The sequence below is a fragment of the Longimonas halophila genome (genome assembly GCF_002554705.1).
GTDB lineage: Bacteria > Bacteroidota > Rhodothermia > Rhodothermales > Salinibacteraceae > Longimonas > Longimonas halophila.
In genome coordinates this window covers 22291-46127 of sequence record NZ_PDEP01000015.1, presented here as the reverse complement: position 1 = coordinate 46127, position 23837 = coordinate 22291, and the positions used below count along the sequence as shown (strand labels likewise).

Genomic DNA, 23837 nt, shown 5'->3' with positions numbered 1-23837 from the left:
CATTCTGTGCGCTACACCCACCGTTGCTGTGCTCTTAGTGGTATCCCGCTTGTTATGAGATTACGATACGCATCTGCGGCCTGGATGGCTGCGCTTTTTCTACTTGTTGGTACGCTGGCTACGCCTGCTGCTGCGCAAGACCTGGTACACTACTGGAACTTCAACGCACCCGCCGATGGCACCCCGGCCTGGCCCGCACCCGTAGATGCCAACGACGGGAGCGGCACGCTCACATACAGCTTCGACGAGAGCGGCGTAGCAAGCTTTGGCGGCTCCAGCGTGAACGCCCAGAACGGCGCTCCGGCAGGCGATAGCTTTGTGATTCAGGGTGCAACCGATCAGGCCAACAATGGAGAGCACTTCGACCTGAACGTGTCGACTGAGGGCTACGAAGACATCCAGGTGGCTTATGCGACACAGGGCACAGGCACCGGATTCAGCGAACAGGCTGTCTCGTACAGCACCGACGGAGGTGCGACTTTCACCGATCTGGAGACGATCACGACCCCGGATAGCTACAGCCTGCGAACCCTCGACCTGAGCAGCGTTGCAGCAGCCAACGACAATCCTGACCTCGTGGTGCGCTTCACGCTCGATGGATCCACCAGCAGCAGCGGCAACAATCGCTTCGACAACATCACTGTCGAAGGCGCGTCGCTCAACGGGGGGGGCGATGAGCCCGGCAACGAAGAGCCAACGCCGCCCACCGACGGCACCGCCATTTCCATCGACGAGGCTCGTGACCAGGTTGACGGCAGCGAGGTCATCATCGAAGGCACCGTGTCGCGCACCTTTGGCGCGTACGCCCGCATCCAAGACGAAAGCGGCGCAACAGGAGCCAGCGGCATTGTGCTGCGCCAGGCTGATGGCGAGAACAGCACCGCCTTCCAGTCTGACATCGAAGACGGCACCATTCAGCCAGGCACCGTACTGCGTGTAAGCGGCACGGTCTCCGCCTTCAACAATCTGGTGCAGATCAACGGGGCCGACCTTACGGGCTACGAGGTGGTGGAGCAAAACGCACCGCCCGAACCCATCGAGGTTTCCGTAAACGATGTGCTCGACGGCAGTGCCGACTCCAACTACGAAAGCGTGCTTGTGCGCCTCTCGGGGCTTAGCTTCTCGGGCACCGAGCCGGACGCCACGTTCGAGGGCGACACGTCGTACAACGTGCAGAATACGGAGGGCGATCTGGTGACCTTCCGGGTGCAGCAAGACCTGGAAACCAACATCATTGGTACACCCATTCCCGAGGGCGCCTTTAACTACGAGGGCGTCGTGGGCACCTTCTTCGAGGACCGCCAGCTCATCCCCATCCGTCCGAGCGACATTGAATCGGTACCTGCTGCGCGCTTCAATCGCGTGTACACGCGCACGTTGGAGGGCGACAGCGGCGCCTCTGTCTCGGTGGTGCCACCTGCGCTGGAAGATGGCCAGTCGGTCGATGTCACAATCACTGCCGGAGGTGATGCCGATCCCAGCACCGACGTGACCGGCTTTTCGGATCCCACCACCTTTACCTTTACCGGGCCCGATGCCGCCCCGCAAACCATCACGCTCGACATTGTCGACGATGGCGAAGAGGAGGGCATTGAGCGGCTGGAGCTAACCATTGCTGCGAATGGCGAGGTCGGTGCCGCCTTTCCCGCTACGCACACGTTCTGGATTCAGGACGACGCAACTGCCCAAACCACGCTCTATCCGGACCTGGACGGCATCGAACTGGCCGAGCAGCTCCGCGAAGACTTCGGCGCGCCACCTACCTATGAGTACGACGTAGCCCGCGACTCGCTCTACGGGCGCGTGTTTAACGTCGGTGGTGAGGTCGAGGCGTTCTATAGTGGTTACACGGCGCCGCTACTTGACGGCCAGAGCCCGCGCGCTTCGATGATCGAAGGGGGCATCAACGCCGAACACCTGTGGCCCCAGAGCCTGGGCGCCGGCGAGTTGCCCGCCCGTAGCAATATGCACATTCTGGTGCCCGCCCGCGAAAACGTAAATAGCGCCCGTAGCAACTTTGCGTTTGGAGACATTCCGCCCGAAAATGTGGACACCTGGTACCGCGGCACTGTCAGCCAGAACGTTGCTCCGCCTGAAAGTGAGCAGCCTACATGGAGCCGCGTGTTCGAGGATACCGACAATCGCTCGCAGAGCCGCTTTGAGCCGCGCGATGTAGGCAAAGGCGAAGTCGCTCGTGCGCTCTTCTACTTCCAACTCGTATATCCAGGGCGCGCCGACGGCAGCTTCCTCGGTCAGCAGGAAGCCGACCTGCGCACGTGGCACAACGATCACCCGGTGTCTGCCGAGGAGCAGCGCCGCAACGTGCTCATCGCCAGCCAGCAGGGCAACAAGCTGAACCCGTTTGCGCTCGACCCCTCCCTCATTGACCGGGTCGATCTGGAGCCGGAGAGCACCGAACTGCCCATTGCCGATGCGCGCGAGGTGGATGAAAACACGCGTGTGACCATCGAAGGCACCGTGTCGCGGGCCTACGGCGGTTATGTCCGCATTCAGGATAACAGCGGTGCCGACGGCACCAGCGGGATCACCATCCGGCAGACGTTCGGCCCCATCAGCGGTAACTTCCGGCAAGACATCGAAGACGGCGCCATCGAGCCTGGTACCGTGCTGCGGATAACCGGCTTTGTGTCTGCCTTCAATGGCCTCGTGCAGATTAACAACGAAAGCCTCGACAGCTATGAAATTGTGGAACAGGGCACTGCGCCCACGCCGCAATCGGTGTCGGTGAGCGAAGTGGTGCAGAATGGCGCCAACTACGAAAGCGAACTGGTGTCCGTATCCAGCCCGCTTACGCTGACGGACGCCACCGACAATGAATTCAGCAACGGCACCTCGTACACCGCCGAGAACAGCAGCGGCGATGCGATTACATTCCGCGTGCAAACGGCCGACGAAAGCGCGCTCGGCGGCACGCCCATCCCCGATGGGTCGTTCTTCTACACCGGCGTAGTGGGCGTCTTCAACGACGAATTTCAGCTCATTCCCATGCGCCCGTCGGATCTCAATACCGACACCGACGCGCAACCAATTACGCTGACGCGCTCGTTTGATGATCCTGCCCAGAGCACCAGCTACCGCCTGCTGGCCCTGCCCGGACAGGTGGATGTAGATGTAGCCTCTACGCTCTCGGGCACGCAAGGGCCCGACTGGCGCGCCTTCCGCGAAACCGGGGCCGACAGCGAAAGCGATGCCCTTGCGCCCTACGACGGCAGCGAGGTCTTCACCTTCCAGCCCGGCAACGGCTTCTGGATCATTGCCCAAGACGACTGGTCGTTCTCGGGCGAGATCACCACGCTCGAATCCACAACCGAGGCCGACCCGGCCATTGCGGTGCAAAGCGGCTGGAATATCGTCTCCAACCCGCTGCTCTCGGATCTCAGCTGGGAGACGGTGCAAACGGCTAACGGCTTGAACGCCCCGCTCTGGCAGTGGGATGGCGCCTGGCAGCAAGCCACGAACTTCGCCAGCGCCAACGCTGATGGCGAAGCCTATTACGTCCTCAACGAAACCGATCGCACCGAGCTTACATTGCCGCTTAGCGCACCTGCAAGCAACGCAACGGCCAACAACAGCGCCGAGGCCAACACGCCGCGCACCCTCACGCTCGCAGGCACGGCCAACGAGGCCCCGCTCTCTGGCTTCAGCGTCACGTTTGCGCCCGATGCACAATCCGTAACCACCCACCGTGCACCACCGTCCCACTTCGACGCTGCCTCGCTGCGCATGGAGCGCGGCTCCGACGACTACGCGGCCCTCGTGGCGCCGTCCGAGAGCGCTTCGCAGCAGCTCGACCTCACGCTGCGTGGCATCGCGGGTAGCACCGCCACACTGCGCCTGCAGCACACCGGATGGGACGACACCGCGCTGCCGTCCGTTGAGCTCACCAACACCGCCACCGGACGCACCTACGCCATGAGCAATGGCACGGCGCGCATCCCCGTGGGTCAGAGCGGCACCACGCGCCTCGCGCTGAACATTGGCGCCGTAGAGCCGGGCGATGATGCTCGCCCCGAGGCACTGACGCTGCACCCGAACTACCCGAATCCGTTCCAAAGCCAAACCACCATCGAGTACGCCGTGCCCGAGGCCATGGAGGTCGAGATCGCCGTGTACAACATGCTCGGCCAGCGGGTCGGTCTGCTGGAACGCGGTGCCAAAACCGCTGGCGTCCACCACCTGGCATGGGACGGACGCACCGGCGCCCGCGCCCTGGCCAGCGGCGTCTACTTCCTTCGCATCAGCGGAGGTGGCGCGACCGATGTGCAACGCGTAACCATCGTGCGGTAATCGCCCCCGCCTGCCTCCTTGCTGCTTTTTTTGGATACGAACGCCCTCGCCCCTATGACTACGTTTCCTGACCTCCGCCAGCCCACCGCCCGGTGGATGCTCCCGCTTCTGCTTGCAAGCCTCGTCCTATTTGCCGCATGCGGCGACGATGGCGTAAGCCCACGCGTCATTGAGCCGCCCACCGTAGAGGCCCCCATCGACAACCAAGACGTGCTTGCCGATAGCGAGGCCTTCACCGTCGACCTCAGCGCGGTCTTTGGCGATGACGACGGCAGCCTCAGCTACAGCGCCTCAACGTCCAACGCCGATGTGGCCACGGCTGCAGTGTCAGAGGCCACGCTCACCGTAACGCCGGTTGGCGGCGGCACCGCCGAGATCACCGTCACGGCATCGAACGACGCCGGAGCGGCCAACGCGCAGTTTACCATCCAGGTGAACCTACCCGATCCGCCTACCCGTCCGTAGCAGGCGCATAACCGGGATCTGCGGCACCACCAGGCCATACACCACCCCGACCTGCTTACGCGCAGGCCGGGGTTTTTCGTGACCAACGATATGGCCAAGCATCCCCTATTCGCCTTCCTTGTTACGCCAATCTGAGCCCCCGCGCCGCTGCTTATGGATTCCAACCGCTACATCATCGACCGCATTGAAGACGGCGACTGGGCCGTGCTCGAACCGCCCGAGGGGCCCACGCTCGACGTCCCCCGCGCCTGGATTCCCACCGACGCCGCCGCGGGCGATGTGCTCCGCGTCACCCCCAGCGCCGACGCCGACACCAGCACCGTCACCTTCACGCGCGACGAAGACGCCACCACCGAGCGTCGCGAGCGCCTCCAAGATCGCCGCGACCGCCTGTCCTCCAAATCCGATGGCCCAATCTCCCTATGAGTCCCTTTGGTATGCCCCGCGTTCTTGTTCTGATTGCGTTCTTAACGACAAGCATTGCGTTTGTGGGATGCCAATCGTCGGATCCAGACGCCGAGTCTGATACCAGCGCCCCCTCGGCTGAAGCACCCTCCACCGAATCCGACACCGCCCGGGCCGATAGCACTGCCGCCCCGCTGCGCATCACCATGCTCGACGTGGGACAGGGCGAATCGATCCTGCTCGAAAGTCCCGGCGGACAGACCATTCTCTACGACGGCGGCACCAACAGCGCTGATGTGCTCGGTCAGCTCCGTGCGCTCGACATCGAAACCATCGACCTGGTCGTGGCCTCGCATCCCGACGAAGACCACATTGGCGGACTCGACGAAGTAATTGCGGCGTACGCTCCGCGCTTTGTGCTCGACAACGGCCTCGCCCACTCCACACAGACCTACGAGCGCTACCTGGATGCGATCGAAGAAGCCGGATCGCAACTCATCCCGCCCGAGCGCCAGACCATCGAGTTTGGTCCGGTGGCGCTGGAGGTGGTGCCACCGCCTGGAGACGAATCCTTCGGCCAAAACGACAACAGCGTGGGCTTTCTCCTGCGCTATGGCGACTTTCTGATGTCGTCGTATGGCGATGCCGAGCGCGATCAGTTTGAGTGGCTGTTGGATACGCATCCCGACCTCTTCCCCGATGTAGACGTGCATAAATCCAGTCACCATGCCAGCCGCAACGGCGATGTTGCATCCGTATTGGAGAAGATTCGGCCCGAGGTGGTGCTTGCCAGCCTGGGGTCCGACAACCGCTACGGGCATCCGCACGACGAGGCGTTGCTGCGCTACGACCGCCTGGACGCTACCGTCTACCGCACCGACCGGCACGGCACGATCCGCCTGCGCGCCTACCCCGACGGCACCTACGAGGTGGAGCCTGCCATGAGCGTGGCCGCAATCATCGAAGCACGCTGCGTCAACGTAAACAGCGCCGCCTCCGACGAACTCGTGCGCATCACCAATGTGGGTCCGGCCACTGCCGAGGGCATCATCGCCGCCCGTCCCTTCAGCAGCCTCGACGACCTTGCCCGCGTCGACGGACTCGCCACGGCCTCTATCGAAGCCATCAAAACGCAAGGGCTGGCCTGCGCGGAGGGCTCCATTGCAAATTGATGATTTTGGATGTTGGAAGGAAATGCTCCTCACACGGTCTGCTTCGTAGAGGATAGAGGATGGTAGATGGTGGATGGCTGTGAAGGCACAAGCCGACACGCGTCCTAATCGCAAATCCCAAACCGCAAATCCAAAGTGAGAACGGTCTCAGCACGCCCAGTCTTGGGCTATCGGGTTGTGCTCACACTTCGCATCATGCTGCCCCCCGGAACGCCGCTGCTCATTAGAAAGCCTCGACGTTTGCGTTGTATGATACATACTCGACTACCGCTTCACACCGACCCGTTTAATCTTCTCACTCGGGGTCCCTTCCAGCGGCGCTGGGTCTCCGGTCGGGGCTCGGAGCCTTGAGGCCAGCTATTCTCCCGATTGAATGTCTCCCTCTCCTCCAGGGAGAGGGAACAAGGGTGAGAGGAATCAGGCTGCCAGCGGGCAGGAGTTGCAAATCAGAAGAGATACACCCCTCATCCTGTCCTTCTCCCCGAGGGAGAAGGGGCTCGAGAGTGTTGAAGTTTGGCGTCGTGCATGGGTCGTAGGATACCAAATCCGGTTGCATCATTGCAGTGTCGCTTCTCTGCAACCAGATATACTTCGTCAGTCGCCCTTCGGCCTCGTATGGGGATGGACGGATGTAAGGATGGACGGATAGACGTCCCCCCTTCACACGTCCATCCCCTGAGGCGAACAGTCCCCCGTTTGCTCCCGTCAGCCCTGCCGGAGACGTCCGCACCGGCACCGCCACGCACAGCGGCGCTGCTACGCATGCACAAGCACCCACATCTTACATCGTTGTGACACGAGTCCTTTTTGGAAGCGCTACCAAATCCTTTGCACAATATTTTTTCTGTTTATGCTTGACAAGCCGAAAATAATCGTGTATTGTTAGCCTGTAACCAAAAATAATAAAGCAAACGGTTCATGGGATACAGCCTCGACACGATCGACGCGCAGATCCTGGCGCTCTTGCAGCGTGACGGACGCATGCAGCGCAACGCCATCTCCGACGAGGTGGGGCTGTCGGTGTCGGCGGTAAGCGAGCGGATGCGGAAGCTGGAAGCTCACGGCATCATCAAGGGCTACCATGCGGTGATCGACGCCAAGCGCCTGCGCCTCGACATCACCGCCTTCATTCGCGTGCGTGTGGATGGCTCTGAGCACTACGACCGGTTTGTGAACGAGGTTACGGACATGCCCGAAGTGCTGGAGGTGCATTCCATCACCGGCGAAGGGTCGCATGTGCTCAAGATCCGCACGAAAAACACCACCACGTTGGAGCGCTTTCTCTCCCAAATACAGGCGCTGCCGGGCGTGTCGGGCACCTCCACGAGCATTGTGCTGAGTTCCTTTAAGGAAACCCGTACTGTGCCCACCGAACCCATGGACGCATTTGCGCCCAACGACTCCGACTCATGATGCGCACCCTGCGCATCCTCCTGTTTTCGCATTCCTTACGACTACACGCCACGTATGATGACCAAAGCCGACATCTTAGATCGCATCGACGAAGAGGGCGTAGATTTTCTGCGCCTACAGTTCACCGACATTCTCGGGACCGTCAAGAACGTCTCGATTCCGGCAGGCCAGGCCGAGAAAGCGTTCAGCGAGGGCATCTACTTCGACGGCTCCTCCATTGAAGGCTTTGTGCGGATTCAAGAGTCCGATATGCGCCTGGAGCCCGACCCGGATACCTTTGCCGTGCTGCCCTGGCGCAGCCGCCGCTCCGACGGCACCGTGTCGGCCCGGCTCATCTGCGACGTAATCAACACCACCACCGGCGAACCCTTTGTAGGCGATCCGCGCTTTGTGCTGCGCCGTGCCATCCAGCGGGCCAAGGACATGGGCTACGAGCTGAATGCCGGACCCGAGCCGGAGTTTTTCATCTTCGAACAGGATGAGGACGGCCGCGCTACCACTAAGACGCACGATGCGGGCGGCTACTTCGACCTGGGTCCGAAAGACATGGCGCAGGAGATTCGCGCCGAGATCATCTATATGCTGCAGGAAATGGGCTTTGAGGTCGAGGCCAGTCACCACGAGGTGGCGCGCGGGCAGCACGAAATCGACTTCAAGTACGACGACGCCCTCACCACTGCCGATAACATCGCCACGTTCCGCGCGGTGGTGCGTGCGGTGGCCGGACTCCACGGCGTGCACGCCACCTTTATGCCGAAGCCTATTTCCGGCATCAACGGGTCGGGCATGCACACGCACCTGTCGCTCTTTCAGGGCGGCACCAACCTCTTCCACGACGATGACGACGAGTTCAACCTGAGCGAAGAGGCATACGCCTTCCTCGGTGGGATTCTGGAGCATGCGCCTGCGATTACGGCCATCTGCAACCCCACGGTCAACTCGTACAAGCGCCTTGTACCCGGCTACGAAGCGCCCATCTACATTGCATGGAGCGACGTGAACCGCTCGGCCCTCGTGCGTAAGCCCGCCGCCCGCGTACCGGCGGCCTCGCGCATCGAACTGCGCTCGCCCGATCCCTCATGCAACCCGTACCTCGCGCTTGCCGTGATGCTGCACGCCGGACTCGACGGCATCGAGAAGGGCATGGAGGCACCGGGACCGGTCCGCGAAAACATCTACGACTTCACCGAGGCCGACCGCCTTGAGCGCGGCATCGAAACGCTGCCCAGCACGCTCGGGCAGGCGGTGAATGCGCTTAAAGAAGACGACGTCATCCTCGACGCCCTCGGATCGCACGTTAGCGAGAAGTTTATTGAGGCGAAGACGGTCGAATACACCGAGTACCTCGCCTCCGTATCCGGCTGGGAGCTGGAGCGCTACCTCGAAACGTTCTAACGTCTGGTTTTAGGAGATACGCAGCGGTGTCACACGATCCGCTGTACACATACCGACCGCCGGAGGGCCGCCGCACAGGCGATGCTCCGGCGGTTTTTTTTGTTGGGCTCCCTTGGAATAGAAAACCGTCCCGTAGCTCGGAATGGAGAGCAACGCAGACGTTTCGGGCAGCAAAAGGCGTGAAGCACCGCTATTTGGAATTCCAGAAAATCGTCTTAGAGCGCGTTGTGCTATAGGTTCAGAAGTCGCCCAGCCCCCCAACGCCCGTCATCCAGATCCTGAATCGAGTTCAGGACAGGCAAGGCGCCCCTGGCGCCGCTGATCCAGAGCCGAGCGAAGCGACGCACGAAGTAATCCATTCGCCGTTTGAGGGCGAACTCACTCCGCTAACGCATCCCTCCATCCCAGATCGCCTGCCGACCGCTGTCGGCATCCGTCTGGGATGACGGTGTAGGGGCATAAACAAGCATTTCTGTATGTTCAACAGCAATCAGATGTATAGCACAACGCATTCTTAGATAGGAGTTACACACTTCGTTCAGATCTTCGCTATTTCTTGCGAGGACTCGGGGCAGAGGGGCCCGAAGGGTCATGCTTGTTGTGCCCCTGGATGACTGCATCACGAGACAGAGCCTCGCGACGAGATACCGATTTGAGCGCTACAACTGCGCAGGTCCCCTTGGACAAGACAAATGCCTGAATCATCTACACATGTATCGAAAATCGTATACAGTCGTATTCGAAAGCGGAACCATCTGTGTGTTGCGTCCAGGAAACGAGATGTGTAGATTAATTCTGAAGACGCGCATTCTCTGTAGCCATGAACGGCTGTTGCAGTGCGCGGGAAAGCTCTAAATGATCATTGCTCTTCTTGATGTTCTGCACGTTAGCATGAGTTCATGTATAAAGAACGCTGTTTTCGCAATCTCGATCATCATCTGTATGGGAGGCACGGGCGTGGCATCGGCCCAAGATTCCACCTCGGTCTCCTCGCAGAATAACAAAGATATTCGGGCGTGGCTCAGTTTCGAAGGCGGACCTACAACTCCCGACGAGGGAGCAACACTTCTGAGCCTGAATTACGCCCGTTCGTCCCATCTCTTTGGACTTCGTTTTATCGGTACGTCTGAAGGCTTCTTTTCAGATGCTCGGTACGAGCTCGCTCCCTTATACGGAAGAATGATAAACTGGGACTGGGGCCATGCCTCCGGAGGGACTGGCGTCGCCGTGGTATGGGAACGAGAGGGCTCCTTATCTGGCTCTGGACCGGTCAACTGGACCACTGTCGGGGTGCCCGTTCAGGCTACCCTTTACCTTACGATTCCCTACCGCCCAATCGATTGGCTGGGCCTCAAGATTGGAGGGCACGCCAATGTCAATCCTGAGGACTCCTTCGCTGGAGCAACCGTCGGACTCGTCATTGGCAAGCTGCGTTGAGGCTACTTCTGCACCTCCAGAAATGCCCGCACATGCTCCCGAAAGACTTCAGGCTGCTCCATCATAAGCAGGTGTCCGGCGTTGTCGACCAAATGCACATCTGCATTGGGCAGCGCCTCCTCGGCGCGCTGAGCGATGGCTTGCGTATCCCACTGCGGATTCAGATACGGATTGGGAATGAGCTTGTCGCCAGTACCGTAGAGCACAAGCGTGGGCTGATCTACATCGCCAAGGCGGTCGTACACGGGCTCATCGACCATCCCAGCGACCGAGGCCGAATTAGCACGCGCATACGACATGAAGTCGTCGCGCTCGGATAGGGCATGGCGCTGTTCGATGAGCCAGGCGTAGTCGTCGGACCAGCTTGCAAAGTTGGCGGCGGTGTTCTGCTGGATGGCTGACGAATCGGCGCTGGCAATGGCCTGCGGTGTCATCGTCTGGCGCAGCGCCTCGGCCTGCTCGTCAGTGAACGTTTCGATGCCTGCGGGCGACACCAGCACCAGACGCTCCACCACCTCAGGCGCCCCCAGTGCCAGCGTAAGACCGATCTGCCCGCCCATCGACACGCCCACGTAGGTGACGGGTGCCAGGTCCAGCGCATCCACGAACCCACGCACCGAATCCGCAAAGTCCGTCATGCGCCCTGATACGTCGTGCTTGCTCGACACACCGAATCCGGGCAGGTCGAGCGCCAGCACGCGGTGCTCTGCGGAGAGCGGTTCGATGTGGTCGCGCCAGAGCGAGAGGTTGGAGCCAAGCCCGTGCACCAGCACAAGCGGCGGGCCGTCGCCGCCGGTGTCGAGGTAGGCGAGCGTGTCATTGTCAACGACAACGGTTTCGAGGGCGTGCTCCGGGTAGTGCGGCAGCGGCTCAACTTCGGGCGATTGGGCGGTGGCGGGCATGGCGAACAGGGCGGTGCATCCGATAAGGAGGACGGCAAGGCGAAGCATGGGTGCGTTGGGTTTTGTGGAGGCGAAGGGTAGCAAAATTAGCGTGTGGTGGATGCAGGAGTGTTTATGTCCGGGGGCGACTATCCTCCGACGAAGCATGTCATGGTGAGCGCAGTCCCGCCCCCTGTGGCTCCGCCCACTGTCGGAGGAACCATCTCCCTGGGCGGTTGATACGGCGACACATCTGGGTAAATCATGGGTGCAGGAGATTCGTCTCCCGACTGCTGTCGAGATCGGAATGACTTGGCTGGGATGCCGTCACGTTTGCGCTGCCGCTGAAAACTGCTCTTGCAGCGCGGTCTTCTGGATTTTGCCGCTGTGGCCTTTGGGGAGGGCGTCGCGGATCTCGATGTATTTGGGCACTTTGTAGCGCGCCAGATGCGTTGTGCAGTGCGCGCGCAGGGCGTCGGCATCCAGCTGTGTACCAGATACGAATGCAGCGCCGACCTCGCCCCACTGGTCGTCGGGCACGCCCACGACAGCGGCCTCCTCCACGCCCTCGTGCTCGTGCAGCACGGCTTCGATCTCTGCCGGATACACGTTCTCGCCGCCGCTGATGTACATCTCTTTCTTGCGTCCCACGACAAAGAAGTAGCCCTCCTCATCCACCTCAACCAGATCGCCGGTGTGGAACCAACCGTCGGCGTCGATGGCCTCGGCGGTGGCGCCGGCGTCCTGCCAGTAGCCGGGCGTGACGACCGGGCCGCGCATGAGCAGCTCGCCCGTGGTGTTGGGGGGCACCTCCGCGCCCACATCGTCGACCACCTTGGTGTCGATGTAGAAGTTGGGGAAGCCGATGGAGCCGATCTTGCGGAGGGCATCGCGGGCGGGCAGCGAGAAGCAGTTTACGCCGACCTCGGTCATGCCGAAGCCCTGTCGAATGGGCACGCCCTTGGCCTGCCACGTGCGAATCAACGGTTCGGGCATCGCCTCGCCGCCGACGATGGCGTAGCGTATGGTGTCGAGCGTGACCTCGTCGAAGACGGCGCTGTCGGACATCAGTTTGAGCATGGTGGGCACGCCCCACAGAATCGTGTAGTCTTCGGTGTCGCAGTCGCGGAGGAGGGTATCGGCATCGAAGTCGGGATACAGGTGCGTGGTGGCGCCGTGCAAGAGGAAGGGCGTGAGCAGTACGTTCCAGCCGCCGGTGTGGTAGAACGGGGCGGCGTTGAAGGAGCGGTCGGCGCTGGTGAGGTCCAGGCGCATTTCGGTGTTTACGGCGTTCCAGAAGAGCATGCCGTGCGAGATGATCGCGCCTTTCGGGCGTCCGGTCGTGCCCGAGGTGTAGAGAATCATCAGCGGATCATCGAGCGTGGGGGATGCATCAGGGCGCTGGATGGGAGCCGGTGTGTCGTCGATGAGGGCCGATACGTCGTGCAGGGGACGCCCATCGAAGCTGTGATCGAGTGTGCGGGCGGTTTCGGCCTGCGCATCCCCAAAAAACAATACGGAGGGCGCGCTGTCGTCTACCAGATATTGCAGTTCGGAGGCGGTGAGCCGGTAGTTGAGCGGCACGAGCACGAATCCAGCCTTTTGGGCGGCCACGAACAGCTGCATGTGCTCGACGCTGTTTTCGGCCAGGATGCCGATGCGGTCGCCCGGTTCGAGGTCGTGTTGCGTGTGGAGTTGGTGCGCCAGCTTCTCGCCCTGTTGGTGCAGATCGGCATACGTGTAGATGCGTCCGGTGGGCGCCCAGACGAGGGCGGGAGCATCGGGCGTGTAGCGCGCGTGGCGGGCGGTCCAGTCGGTACGAATCATGGGGCGGCGTGAGATTGGGCGTTAGCTGGGGGCTTCTCGTTGGGGCGCTCGTTGGGGCCACATCGGCGATGTGCCCGCACGGGGCAGCAGCTATGCACCAGCTTCGGCTTCAGTGGCCTCCTCGGTGGGATCGGGCAGGGCGGGTTGGCCCCAGATCCAATAGCCCATGAGGGCAACAGCAGTGCTGGTGAGCAGCGCGGCGGTGGCGGGCACGGCGGGGTTGTTGGCGTACATCGTGATCTCGCCGTAGTACATGCCAAAGTGCACGACCAGGGCGGTGGTGGCGGATACGAGCACGACGGTTTTGGGCACGCCGCGCGCAAAGATGCCGAACAGAATGGGCACAAACGTGGCCGAGAAGAGCGCATACACGCCGTTTTGTCCGAGAATGGCCACGGAGAGCTCGGGGTTGGTGATCTGCCCGTACGAGATGAGCGCGACCACAGGCGCCAGGGCAATCAGGAAATAGCGGCTGTAGCGTACGCTGCGGGCCTCGATTTCGTCGTCGGAGAGCGTGCCTGCGCGTTTGGCGATGACGCGGTAGACGTCGTTCGAGAAGATGGTGGAGAGGGCGACGAGGAGACCCTCCATGGTGGAAAAGCCCGCGGCTACGAGTCCGATGAGAATGACCGCGCGCACGAACGGACCAAACACCTCCACGATGTAGGTGGGCACGACCTCGTCGGGCATCATGCTGGCGGCTTCGGGCATGAGCAGCCGTGCGTAGAGGCCGACGAGGATCACCGCAAAGAACAGGATGAGCACGAGGATGCCGCTCACGAGATACTTGTTCACATCGCGCGCGCTCTTCAGGTAGAGCGCTTTCGACATGACGTGCGGCTGGTTGATGATGGCGATGCCGATTAGAAAGTTGCACGCCAGCACCTCAAAGTAGTCGCGAAAGAGCAGGCTCTCGGGATTGGTGGGTTGCGCGAGCACCGGGTCGATGTCGGCAAGTTGCCCAAGAAAGCCGCTGATGCCATCGGCAAAGTAGGGCGCGCCGGAGACCAGGAGAATCACGGCTACGACCATCATAATCATGGCCTGAGCGGAGTTGGTGAGCGTGTGGGCGCTGGCCCCGCCGAACATGATGTAGATGAGCGGGAAGATGATGACGAACGCCATCGCCAGGAAGACATCTACGCCGAGCACGCTGGCCAGGACGCGCGAGAGTCCGACCGTGATGAGCACGAGAAAGGCGATCTGCAGCAGGCTGGCCACGGCAAAGAAGATGGTGAGGCGCCGGTCGTTGAAGCGGTCACCAATCCACTGCGGCACGGTGAGGGCAGTCACCTCGTCGCCCACGGTGCGGAAGGCTTTCGAGAAGACAATGAGTCCCACAAACACGCCCAGCGGCATGGCCACCGCGTAGCCCAGCACACCCGAGACGCCGTACAGGTAGATGAGTCCGGGGTTGATGATGAACGTGGCGGCGCTGGTCAGATTGGCCGCGAGGGACATGCCTACGAATACGGGGCTTACGTTGCGGCTGCCGACGGAAAACGAGGCGAAGCCGCTCATCTTCTTAATCCCCACGAACGCAGCCAGGCTCACGAGCACCAGGTAGATGCCGAAGAAAATCCACGCAAAGCCGGTTTCGCCAAATGCGGAGAGGTCCATGGTAGTATGTTGCGTAGGTTGGATAACTCACGTTGTGGGGTACAGCACCATCCCGTCACGATTAATGTCTCCTTGAGCGTGGCATCTGCACTCAGCAGATGGGTCGTCGGAAGGTCTCCTCCAAAGTAGGCAAGTTCTTCTGTCTCCCGCCGTATCTGCTGAACGCCAAGGAGATGATGGTTCGACTCTCGGCTCCTTCGTCGCCTTCCGCTCACCATGACAGACGGTTACAGAGGGCATAGCCCAAAAGGAGGTAAGCAGACCAGCGTTGCAGAGAACGCCTGGCCTTGAAGAAAACGCCGCCCGGATGGAGGCACAGAGGGCGCGACCGAAATTTATCTTGTTTGAGTGCGCGTCAGCGAATGAGTTCGATAAATTTCAGCGCGAACAGAGCCGACATCAGGCGTTTTCTTCACCGCCTTGATTTTTTCAGTCCCTTTTGTATCAAGACAAAAGGGACACCCCGCCGGTAGGCGCAGCACTCCTGTACAGTCAGATACCTCACCCCCACTCCAGCGCCATCCCCGCAATGGAGGCCCCGCCACCCGAAGCAATGAGGAAGACAAGATCGCCCGTTGAGAGCAGATTCTTTGCATCAGCATCAGCCAGCGCCATGGCAATGCAGGCGTTGCCCGTGTAGCCAAAGCGGTCCATCACATTGTGGGCTTTCTCAGCAGGCAGATCCAGCCGGTCGAGCGTCTCCTGGATGCTGGTGATGTTGATCTGCGTAAAGAAGTAGCGATCGACATCTGCAGGCGTCACCTCCAGGTCGCCAGCCAGCGTGCGCACCAGGGCCGTCCACTGATCGGGGTTGAAGCCGTCGGGGAATTTCTTTCGGAACTCCAGCTTCTGCACACGCCCGTTGGGCTCGGTGATGGGCTGGTCGCTCCCGCCGGTGTAGATGCCCATGTAGCCATGGTACTCGCCTTTCGTGTCAAGGCGCGCTGTGCGAATCCCCCCAGCGCCCTCGCGCCGTTCCAGCACCACTGCCCCCGCGCCATCGGCAAAAAGGGAGGCGGTGTTCTTCTGGTCGTAGTCGATGAAGCGGCTCATGAGGTAGGCCCCAATCACGAGCACGCGCTGGTACTGCGGGTCGGATTCGATGAACTTACGCGCGGTGTCGAGCGCCGTCACGAAGCCCGCGCAGGCCGTGTTTACGTCGAACGTAGCCGCGTTTGATGTGCCGAGCTTATCCTGCACCACCGCAGACGTAGCAGGCGAGAGGAAGTCCGGCGTGTCGGTGGAGAGCACAATCAGGTCGATATCAGAAGCGTCGCATCCCGCCCGCTCAAGCGCTTGCTGCGCCGCCTGCACCGCCAGATCGGACGTAGCCTGGTCCTTGGTCGCATAGCGCCGCTCCTTGATGTTGCGATGTTTGCGCAAGAAGCTGTCGACATCCTCGCCGTACAGATCGTTAAAGTATTGATTCGGAACGACATGCTCGGGGGCATAGAGGCCGGTTCCGATAATGTGGGCAGCGTGGGACATAAAGCGTCTTGTCGAATCCAACGAACGTGAATAGGTACAGGGGGATGCGCAGGGCACGTCTACATCACCAGGCCGCCATCCACGCTAAGCACCGCGCCGGTGATGAAAGCGGCTTCGTCGGAGGCGAGGAACGTGTACGCGTTAGCGATGTCCTCGGCGGTCCCCAGGCGTCCGAGCGGCGTCTTTTCCTTGAGGCTGTTGAGCACCTTCTCAGGCACGGTGTCGACCATCGGGGTTTCGATGAAGCCCGGCGCCACCGCATTCACAGTGATGCCGTCGCGCCCGAACTCACGGGCCCAGGTGCGGGTCATGCCAATCACGCCCGACTTGCTGGCCACGTAGTTCGTCTGCCCAAAATTGCCGTACAGCCCCACGACCGACGCCGCGTTCAGCACACGTCCATGCTCGCTGGCCGACAGGTGCGGATACGCGGCCTGTGTGCAATGAAAGACGCCCTCCAGATTCACCTCGATCACCGACCGAAAGTCATCCGGGTCCATCTTCTTGAGCGTGGCGTCGCGGGTGATGCCCGCGTTGTTTACCAGGATGTCGAGCGTGCCGAATGCTTCGAGGGTGGATTCCATCAGTGCGTCGACCGAGGATCGGTCAGCGACGTTGCACGCGACAAACTGCGCGGTGCCGCCAGCGTCGGTGATCGCATCGACCGTGTCGGCGCCTGCGTCGGCATTCACATCTGCCACGATGACCTGGGCGCCTTCGCGGGCAAAGCGCAGGGCGGTGGCTTTCCCGATGCCCTGGCTGCCACCGGTAACGATGGCTATGCGGCCCGACAAACGATTGGATTCAGACATATAAATGGTATTGGATTCGAGAAATCGCATTGTTATGACGTAGGGACACGGCGCGCCGTGTCCCCACAGAAGGAGGCAGACCTAAAACCGCAGTCCGTTGAACCGATAGGTGGCGCCGAGCCAGATGAGGCGGTCGCGCACCGGGCCGCCGAGCACATCGGTCCCTTCGTTGTTGAAGAGGTTCGATACGCTCAGCTGCAGGTTGACGCCGGTTTGCGGAATGCTGTAGTTTACGTTCAGGTTGGCGACAAAGCGCGCATCGATCTCACCATCATTGAGCATGGTGGTACTGTTCCAGTAGGCCGTTTGGAACTCGTAGGCCGACTGCCAGCGTCCGGTCAGGCTCACCGAGTAGTTGTCGAACCCGACATTTCGCATGGTAGCCGAGCCTTTCAGCTTCACCTCGGGCACATTGAGGTTGAGATCGGGCGCCGATTCCTCCTTCTCGAAGTCGGCCAGATCAATCCATGTGACGTTGCCTGACAGGTTGAACCGATCACTCGCGAAGTAATTGAGGCCCAGTTCCACGCCGCGCACCGTAGCTTCGCCGAAGTTGGTGTACGTGAACAGCGGTCCGATGACGGTGCCATCGGGTTCAGTAGCAATCACGTTTGCCCCGTCGGCCACGCCACTGAGCGGGCTGATGAAGTTGGTGTACCAGGAGTTGTAGGCGACGGCATCCACGTAGACTCGATTTCCGAGTTGGCCCTTGTAGCCGATTTCGAGCGAGTTCACCTCCTCGGGCTCCAGCGGCGATATTTCGCCAACTACGTTGCCATCGGGATCTTGCAGCGTGTAGCCGTCGATGTTACCCCGAGCGAAATCGCCAATGCGCAGATTGCTCTCCAGCACCGTCGGACTCTTAAACGCCCGGTTGTAGCCAATGCGCAGGTTGTTCTCGGGCGCAACGGTGTAGACAAGCGCGGCCTTGGGGCTAAACTGCGTACCGTAGTCGCTGTGATCGTCGACACGGGCAGCGGTGTTCAGGCGCAGGCGATCGTCCAGCATGTAGTAGTCCGCCTGCACGTATCCCCCCACCTCTGTTGCGCTGATATCCTGTCCGGCGCCGTCGGCGAGGAAGGTGCCTTCCGAGTTCGGATTGTACTGACGCAACTGCGCGCCCGTTATGAATTCGAGATTGCCCACGCTATTGGAATACTGGAGCTCCGAATCCAACAGTTCGCCTTTATCGGTGAAGCGGTTGGCTCCGCGCAACGCCGGAAGATCAACATCAGCCAGGCTGGTGATGCTGTTGTCGGGGTCGGCGATAAGGTCAGCTACGCTTTCCCCCACGCCGTTGATCTGGTAGGTATCGCCGGCGTCGTTGGCCGTGCGGGTAAACTGCGCATACCAGTTGCTGCTGCTCAGCTGGATGTTTTGGTAGTTGACCTGCCAGCCCAGAATACGGTTGCGCCCGTTGTTGGTGATGCCCAGGTTGTCATTTTCCGAAAATCCAAAACTGCCTTCAAGCATCCAATCTCCGGCGAAGCGGTAGTAGAGGCTTCCCTCGGTGCTGATGGATTCCACGTCGTAGTCCTCGATCAGATCGGCCTCGAAAGAACCCAGGTTGGCCGGGAAAGGACCGCTGTAGTAGTGCGGTTCGGCTTCGCCTGCATCGGGAGCGGGGCCACGCTCAGGACGAAAGTCCGTGGCGGTCATGTACTGCCCGGTTACCTTCCAGCCAAATGCATCGTTGATGGTACCGGCAGCGCGTATGTTGGTATCGAACAGGTCGTTGCCCCCGCCACGCACATCAAGCGCAACGCCCGACTCGTCCCATGGGCTCTTGGTAATGACATTGACTACGCCGGTGTGGGCGTTTGGGCCGTAGAGCGCAGAGGCTGGACCTACGATGACCTCGATGCTCTGCACATCGAGCTGCGAGGTCGGCAGGAAATTGCCCTGTGGAAGTCCCGTGCCGGGCAGTTGAGCCACGCGTCCGTCGGTCATCGACAGCATGCGCGTATTAAAGTGGTTGTTGAACCCGCGGGCGGAGATGCCCTGCCCGTTGATCCCGACATCCACAAAATCGACGCCCTTCAGATTTGAGAGCGCGGAGAGAAAGGTGCCGCCGCCGCTTTCCTGCAATTGCGCCGCCGAGACAGACTGGATGTTGACGGGCGAGTCGAGTACCTTTTCGGCGCGCCGCGAGCCGGTCACCACGATTTCGTCGCCCAGGAACGTGCGGGGTTGCAGGGTCACATTCTGGCGGGCGGTAGCCCCCGAGGTAATCGACACATCGAAGGTTGTGTCTTCGTAGCCGACAAAGCTGACACGCACAGTGTAAGTGCCCTCAGGCACGCCGTCAATCTGGTACGAACCATCGGCGTTGGTGCTGGCGCCGAGCGAGGTTTCTGTAAGCACGACGTTGGCGCCGGGGAGCGGCTCATCGGTTTCGGCGTCGCGCACCTCACCGGTCAGTGTACCCGTGCGCTGTGCGGCATCGCCGGGGAGCGCGCCTACGCTAAAAAAGAGCAAGAAGCAAGCAAGTCCTGTCCATATTCGCATCATATCGGTCACCGTGTTGCTGGAGAGCATTGTATCGACCCGATGGGGTTTCTTTTCTTTTGTTTGGAATCTTCCAAACGTTTAGATTGAACGTAGAAAGCGCTTCCGACAATGTCAAGAAGCTGCGCAAATTTACAAGGCTACCACGCGATGGGGCAGTGAAAGTGTGGACATATTGTGAATAAGTTGTTTTTGTGCTGGACCAAGAGATGCTATGGCAGATTATCTGCCTAACGCGTGCAATACGTAAGCGCTTCCAAGAATCTTAATAGATAGGTATGCTTTGTAATACAAACGTGCATCTTATTATGCGCCTCTTGTGCCGTGGGGCGTGCGTGTATGCGACATGCGTGCATACACCAGATGCGCACGTACGCCCATAGCAGCACGTATCTAAGATGCGCTTTTGTGCTGTGTGTGGCGTTCACCCTTCCCTTCCACGATAGCTCTCTTTACTGCTATGCGCTGCTTACGCTCATCACTTGTCATGTTTGCCACTGCAGCGGCTGCATTGCTGCTCATGGATCCGTCGCTGGTGCACGCGCAGGTGGAACACACGACCAGCGATATTACCGGCGCTGAACGTGTCACAAGCACAAACCTGCAGGACACGGAAGTCGTCAGTTATGCTGGAACCGACATTGCTTACAAGGCCGAGTACACCTACCAGCCCGATACCGCAGCGGAAGTATGGCAGCTCAAGTTTTACGGATTTGCCCCCCAGCAAACAGGACTGGCTGGAGCCGAACGGGTGCTCGTGTGGATCAACAACCAGCGCCACCAGATCCAAGACCTTGAGTCGCGCACCCGACGCCTCGACGGTGAGGTCCTCGAAATCCAATCGGCTACGCTGCGCCCGTCAGTCTTTCAGCGAATGGCTACTGCAGAGACGGTGCAGGTAACCATTGGCGCGGCGGAGTTCGACATTTCGTACGCCCACCGCGCAGACATGCGTGAAGTGGTCGAACGTGCTCGTACCATAGCAACGGCTGGTGCTTCGCAGCAGCGGGCTGACAACAGCGGACGATAACGTGGGGGGACGGCTGCTCATTATGTAGCCGTCCCCGTTAGAGCCTGTTTGGGTTTGCAGGCGAGAGCGAGGGCCGCTGAGGCGAAAATTGGACCACGATAGAGGTTCGTAGCACCAGAGGCATGACCTAAAGGCCCCAGCCCAGCGGAGCCGCTCAGAGCCCAAAGTAAGGAACAAAACGGGCTCTTAGTTTGCAGATTCCGACACGGCCTGTGCGGCGTCCTGCTGCGAAGCATCTTGCGTGGCGGTATCTTGCTGCGCAGCGTCTTGGTCGGCCAGGCGCGCTTGCTTGACCTCCTCCCACCGCTTCGAAAAATCCTGATAAAAGGATTCCATCAGTTGGTAGAAGGCGTGCATGTGCTCCAGGTTCGTGATGGTTTCGGCATCCCCTTGGTTGCTCTGCCGCATGCGGCGCAGGTAGCGCTCAGCCAGCGAGCGATTGCGGCGCACTGTGGCCATGTTGAACTTGAAGTTGTTGTAGAAGATGTCGGGGTGAGCCACGTAATAATTGCGACGGTTTACCGGGCCATCCACCTTACGCACAACGCCCATGTCGGCCAGGCGGCGCACCGAGATTGAAATAGGGCCTTTTGAATGACCCAGCAACTCTACCATGTCATCGAGCGAGGCCGGCTCGCTCTGCGTGAGCAGCAAGCCCACGATAAGCCCTTGCAACCGCTTCAGTCCGTGCGATTCGTAGATGCTGCCGAACTCTTGGATGAGCTCTTCTTCGACCGGAGAGGGTGCATGAGCCATAAAACGCAGGGCGCAGGTTGATGCGTAACAACGGATGCAGAGTAATATGGGGCACTCAAACCGCTCATGTGCGCTGTAGATTCGTGTATAGAGCGTACAGCGGGATGCGCAAGATGCAACATATAGACGAAGGCCCGGGCAACACAGGTCCAACAGTACGGGCGAAGGCGGATCACACCCGGCCTGTGCGCGTCGGATGCCAACAGGACTGACGCAGTGCGTTATACGTGATACACGAACTCTACCACCCACGCACAGCGCATGCGTCTGCCCCTATCGCAGTTTGCCCGTATTAGTATGCTGTATGTGCATGGCGCGTCTTATTAAACGCTACGAAAATCGCAAGCTCTACGATACCGAAGCGAGCGCGTACGTATCGCTGAGCGATATTGCCGAACTGGTGCGCAACGGCGAAACGGTCCAGGTCGTTGACCAGGCAACGGGGCAAGACCTGACGGCACAGACGCTTACGCAAATTATTCTGGCCGAGGGTAAGGAAGGGCACTCACCCATCTCGGCTGAGGTGTTGCACAAGCTGCTGCGCCGGAGTGGAGCCGCACTCGACGCGGGGCTCGACCAGCTCCGCGTGCGTGTAGACGATCTGGTGCAGCACTCGATGGACCGCCTGGGGCGCTTGCTGCAAGGGCCGCGCGCCGATGAACTGGATGCGCTACGCAATCAACTGCACGAGGCTGAGCAGAAGCTGGGGGCACTGCTCAACGCCATCGAGTCGCCCGGAAACGAGCAGACAGACACCGAAGAACGCACGTCAGATAACGAGATGGTGTCCACGTCGGGAGAACCGGGAGAGCAGACGCCCCACTCCGCGCGCTAACGTGCTCTTGCTGAGGGCGTTACCCCGGGCGGCGGGCCACATCCATAGGGCATGGGGTAGGATGTGCCAAGCGTTTGCCGGGGCTGTAGGTTGGAACCGCTTTCATGGCGTATCCATAAACGACGCGCTGTTTATCACTTGGCTTTCGGATGTATGGCTACGACTTCTTCTTCGGTTGGACTGGCGTGTGCAGGGGGCGTGGTTGAAGGCGCCATTTATGAGGTGGGAGCGCTCTGTGCGCTCGATGAAGCCATCGACGGGCTCGATCTGCACGCGTTGGATACATACGTGGGCGTGAGTTCGGGCGCGCTCATCAGCTCATTTCTGGCGAATGGCGTGTCGGCACGCACACTGAGCCGCGCCATTGTCTCGGAGTCGGATGCCGATCCCCGCTTGAACGTGCAGCCCGAGGTGCTCTTTAGCCCGGCATTGCGCGAGTATGCCGAACGCATGCTGCGTGTACCGGGGGCGCTCTGGCGGACGTTTCGCTACTTTGCAACGCACCCGACTGATCTTTCGGTGGTGGGCCTACTATCTACGTTTGGTTCGGTAGTGCCGACCGGGCTTTTTGAGAATACGCCGCTGCATCGGTTTCTGGCCCAAGCCCTTACGCCGCCCGACCGCACGAATGATTTCCGCGAGTTGCAGGCCAAATTGCGTGTGGTAACGATGCACCTGGATTCGTCGGAGATTGCGGTGTTTGGCGAGCCGGGGCGCGACCATGTGCCCATCTCGAAGGCGGTGCAGGCCAGCACCGCGCTGCCGGGGCTGTACTGTCCAGTCGAGATTGACGGCGAGTACTACATCGACGGCGTGGCGCGGCGTACGGTGCATGCCAGCGTGGCGCTCGATGAGGGCACCGACCTGCTGTTCTGCATCAACCCGATTGTGCCGGTGAATGTGCAGTTGAAACGCCATGCCAACCGCTTGCTGAACGAGCATGGGCTCATCGATCATGGCCTGCCCGCAGTGCTGTCGCAAACGTTCCGCGCTATTGTGGATTCGCGCAAGACCACGGGTTTCAAAAAGTACGCGCACACGCACCCGGATGCGGACCTCATTTTGATTGAGCCGGAGTACGACGACACGCGCATGTTCTTCTCGAACATCTTCAGCTTCAAGAACCGCCACGACGTGTGCGAGCATGCGTACCAGGCCACGCGGCGCCATCTGCGCACGCAAGCCCCGGCGTTACAGGCTACGCTCCGCCGCCACGGGCTGCGCCTGCGCCTGGACGTGCTTACGGATACGCGGCGTACGCTCTTTCCGGAGCAGAAGCCGTCGCGCTCCAGCGCGCAGTCGGTCCTCGACGAAACCGACCAGGTGCTCGACCGCCTGGATCTGGTGCTGGAGCAGTTGCGTCTGCAGCAAGCTGTGTCGTGAGTACCCGTTCGTCGTGCTGGATGACGCTTGCACACGGACGCGGCCTCCATTTTGTCACAACCACAAGCGCCCCGCCCTTGGCTTTGCTGCCAGGGCGGGGCG

The 23837-nt window shown here is 60.6% G+C and carries 17 protein-coding genes; 10 read left to right on the top strand and 7 right to left on the bottom strand.

What is annotated here, in order from left to right:
* Positions 1–54: 54 nt before the first annotated feature.
* From CRI93_RS13430 to CRI93_RS13400, 7 genes are all read left to right on the top strand, one after another.
* Complete coding sequence (locus tag CRI93_RS13430) at positions 55–4308, top strand: endonuclease (RefSeq protein ID WP_098063159.1); 4254 nt, start codon at positions 55–57, stop codon at positions 4306–4308.
* Positions 4309–4362: 54 nt separating this feature from the next.
* Positions 4363–4773 carry a hypothetical protein gene (locus CRI93_RS13425; RefSeq protein ID WP_098063158.1) on the top strand — a complete coding sequence of 137 codons (411 nt, stop codon included), beginning with the start codon at positions 4363–4365 and terminating at the stop codon, positions 4771–4773.
* A gap of 153 nt (positions 4774–4926) precedes the next feature.
* Positions 4927–5199 carry a DUF3006 domain-containing protein gene (locus tag CRI93_RS13420; RefSeq protein ID WP_098063157.1) on the top strand — a complete coding sequence of 91 codons (273 nt, stop codon included), beginning with the start codon at positions 4927–4929 and terminating at the stop codon, positions 5197–5199.
* Positions 5196–6350, top strand: a complete 1155-nt coding sequence (locus CRI93_RS13415) for an MBL fold metallo-hydrolase (protein WP_098063156.1) — start codon at positions 5196–5198, stop codon at positions 6348–6350. The genes CRI93_RS13420 and CRI93_RS13415 overlap by 4 nt, the downstream gene beginning before the upstream one ends.
* A 918-nt stretch (positions 6351–7268) precedes the next feature.
* The gene (locus CRI93_RS13410; protein ID WP_098063155.1) at positions 7269–7763 is read left to right on the top strand and encodes an Lrp/AsnC family transcriptional regulator; all 495 of its coding nucleotides are present in this window, start codon (positions 7269–7271) and stop codon (positions 7761–7763) included.
* Between the two features lie 54 nt (positions 7764–7817).
* A complete protein-coding gene (gene glnA / locus CRI93_RS13405) occupies positions 7818–9158 on the top strand; it encodes a type I glutamate--ammonia ligase (RefSeq protein ID WP_098063154.1) in 1341 nt (446 codons plus the stop codon).
* A gap of 855 nt (positions 9159–10013) precedes the next feature.
* On the top strand, positions 10014–10595 hold the full coding sequence (locus CRI93_RS13400; RefSeq protein WP_098063153.1) for a hypothetical protein: 582 nt from the start codon (positions 10014–10016) through the stop codon (positions 10593–10595).
* Positions 10596–10597: 2 nt separating this feature from the next.
* Here CRI93_RS13400 and CRI93_RS13395 read toward each other — a convergent pair whose 3' ends face one another.
* The 6 genes from CRI93_RS13395 to CRI93_RS13370 all read right to left on the bottom strand — a co-directional run bounded on the left by CRI93_RS13395 (position 10598) and on the right by CRI93_RS13370 (position 19761).
* The gene (locus tag CRI93_RS13395; RefSeq protein ID WP_176521876.1) at positions 10598–11545 is read right to left on the bottom strand and encodes an alpha/beta fold hydrolase; all 948 of its coding nucleotides are present in this window, start codon (positions 11543–11545) and stop codon (positions 10598–10600) included.
* A 258-nt stretch (positions 11546–11803) separates the two neighbouring features.
* A complete protein-coding gene (locus CRI93_RS13390) occupies positions 11804–13303 on the bottom strand; it encodes an acyl-CoA synthetase (RefSeq protein ID WP_098063151.1) in 1500 nt (499 codons plus the stop codon).
* Positions 13304–13393: 90 nt separating this feature from the next.
* The gene (locus tag CRI93_RS13385) at positions 13394–14923 is read right to left on the bottom strand and encodes a sodium:solute symporter family transporter (RefSeq protein WP_098063150.1); all 1530 of its coding nucleotides are present in this window, start codon (positions 14921–14923) and stop codon (positions 13394–13396) included.
* 501 nt (positions 14924–15424) lie between these two features.
* A complete protein-coding gene (locus CRI93_RS13380; RefSeq protein WP_098063149.1) occupies positions 15425–16411 on the bottom strand; it encodes a 3-oxoacyl-ACP synthase III family protein in 987 nt (328 codons plus the stop codon).
* Between the two features lie 59 nt (positions 16412–16470).
* A complete protein-coding gene (fabG, locus tag CRI93_RS13375; protein ID WP_098063148.1) occupies positions 16471–17223 on the bottom strand; it encodes a 3-oxoacyl-ACP reductase FabG in 753 nt (250 codons plus the stop codon).
* Positions 17224–17304: 81 nt separating this feature from the next.
* Positions 17305–19761: a TonB-dependent receptor gene (locus tag CRI93_RS13370; protein ID WP_098063147.1), complete on the bottom strand. Its 2457-nt coding sequence runs from the start codon at positions 19759–19761 to the stop codon at positions 17305–17307.
* A gap of 430 nt (positions 19762–20191) precedes the next feature.
* Between CRI93_RS13370 and CRI93_RS13365 the strand changes: the two genes are divergently transcribed.
* On the top strand, positions 20192–20761 hold the full coding sequence (locus tag CRI93_RS13365; RefSeq protein WP_141491720.1) for a hypothetical protein: 570 nt from the start codon (positions 20192–20194) through the stop codon (positions 20759–20761).
* A 186-nt stretch (positions 20762–20947) separates the two neighbouring features.
* On the opposite strand, the gene CRI93_RS13360 is transcribed toward CRI93_RS13365, so the two are convergent.
* The gene (locus CRI93_RS13360) at positions 20948–21517 is read right to left on the bottom strand and encodes a GbsR/MarR family transcriptional regulator (RefSeq protein ID WP_245850535.1); all 570 of its coding nucleotides are present in this window, start codon (positions 21515–21517) and stop codon (positions 20948–20950) included.
* A gap of 310 nt (positions 21518–21827) precedes the next feature.
* Here CRI93_RS13360 and CRI93_RS13355 point away from each other — a divergent pair, with 310 nt between their 5' ends.
* Both CRI93_RS13355 and CRI93_RS13350 read left to right on the top strand, forming a co-directional pair.
* Positions 21828–22352: a polyhydroxyalkanoate synthesis regulator DNA-binding domain-containing protein gene (locus tag CRI93_RS13355; RefSeq protein WP_098063145.1), complete on the top strand. Its 525-nt coding sequence runs from the start codon at positions 21828–21830 to the stop codon at positions 22350–22352.
* Between the two features lie 153 nt (positions 22353–22505).
* Positions 22506–23735, top strand: coding sequence for a patatin-like phospholipase family protein (locus CRI93_RS13350; RefSeq protein ID WP_098063144.1), 1230 nt, complete (start codon positions 22506–22508; stop codon positions 23733–23735).
* The last annotated feature ends 102 nt before the right edge of the window (positions 23736–23837 follow it).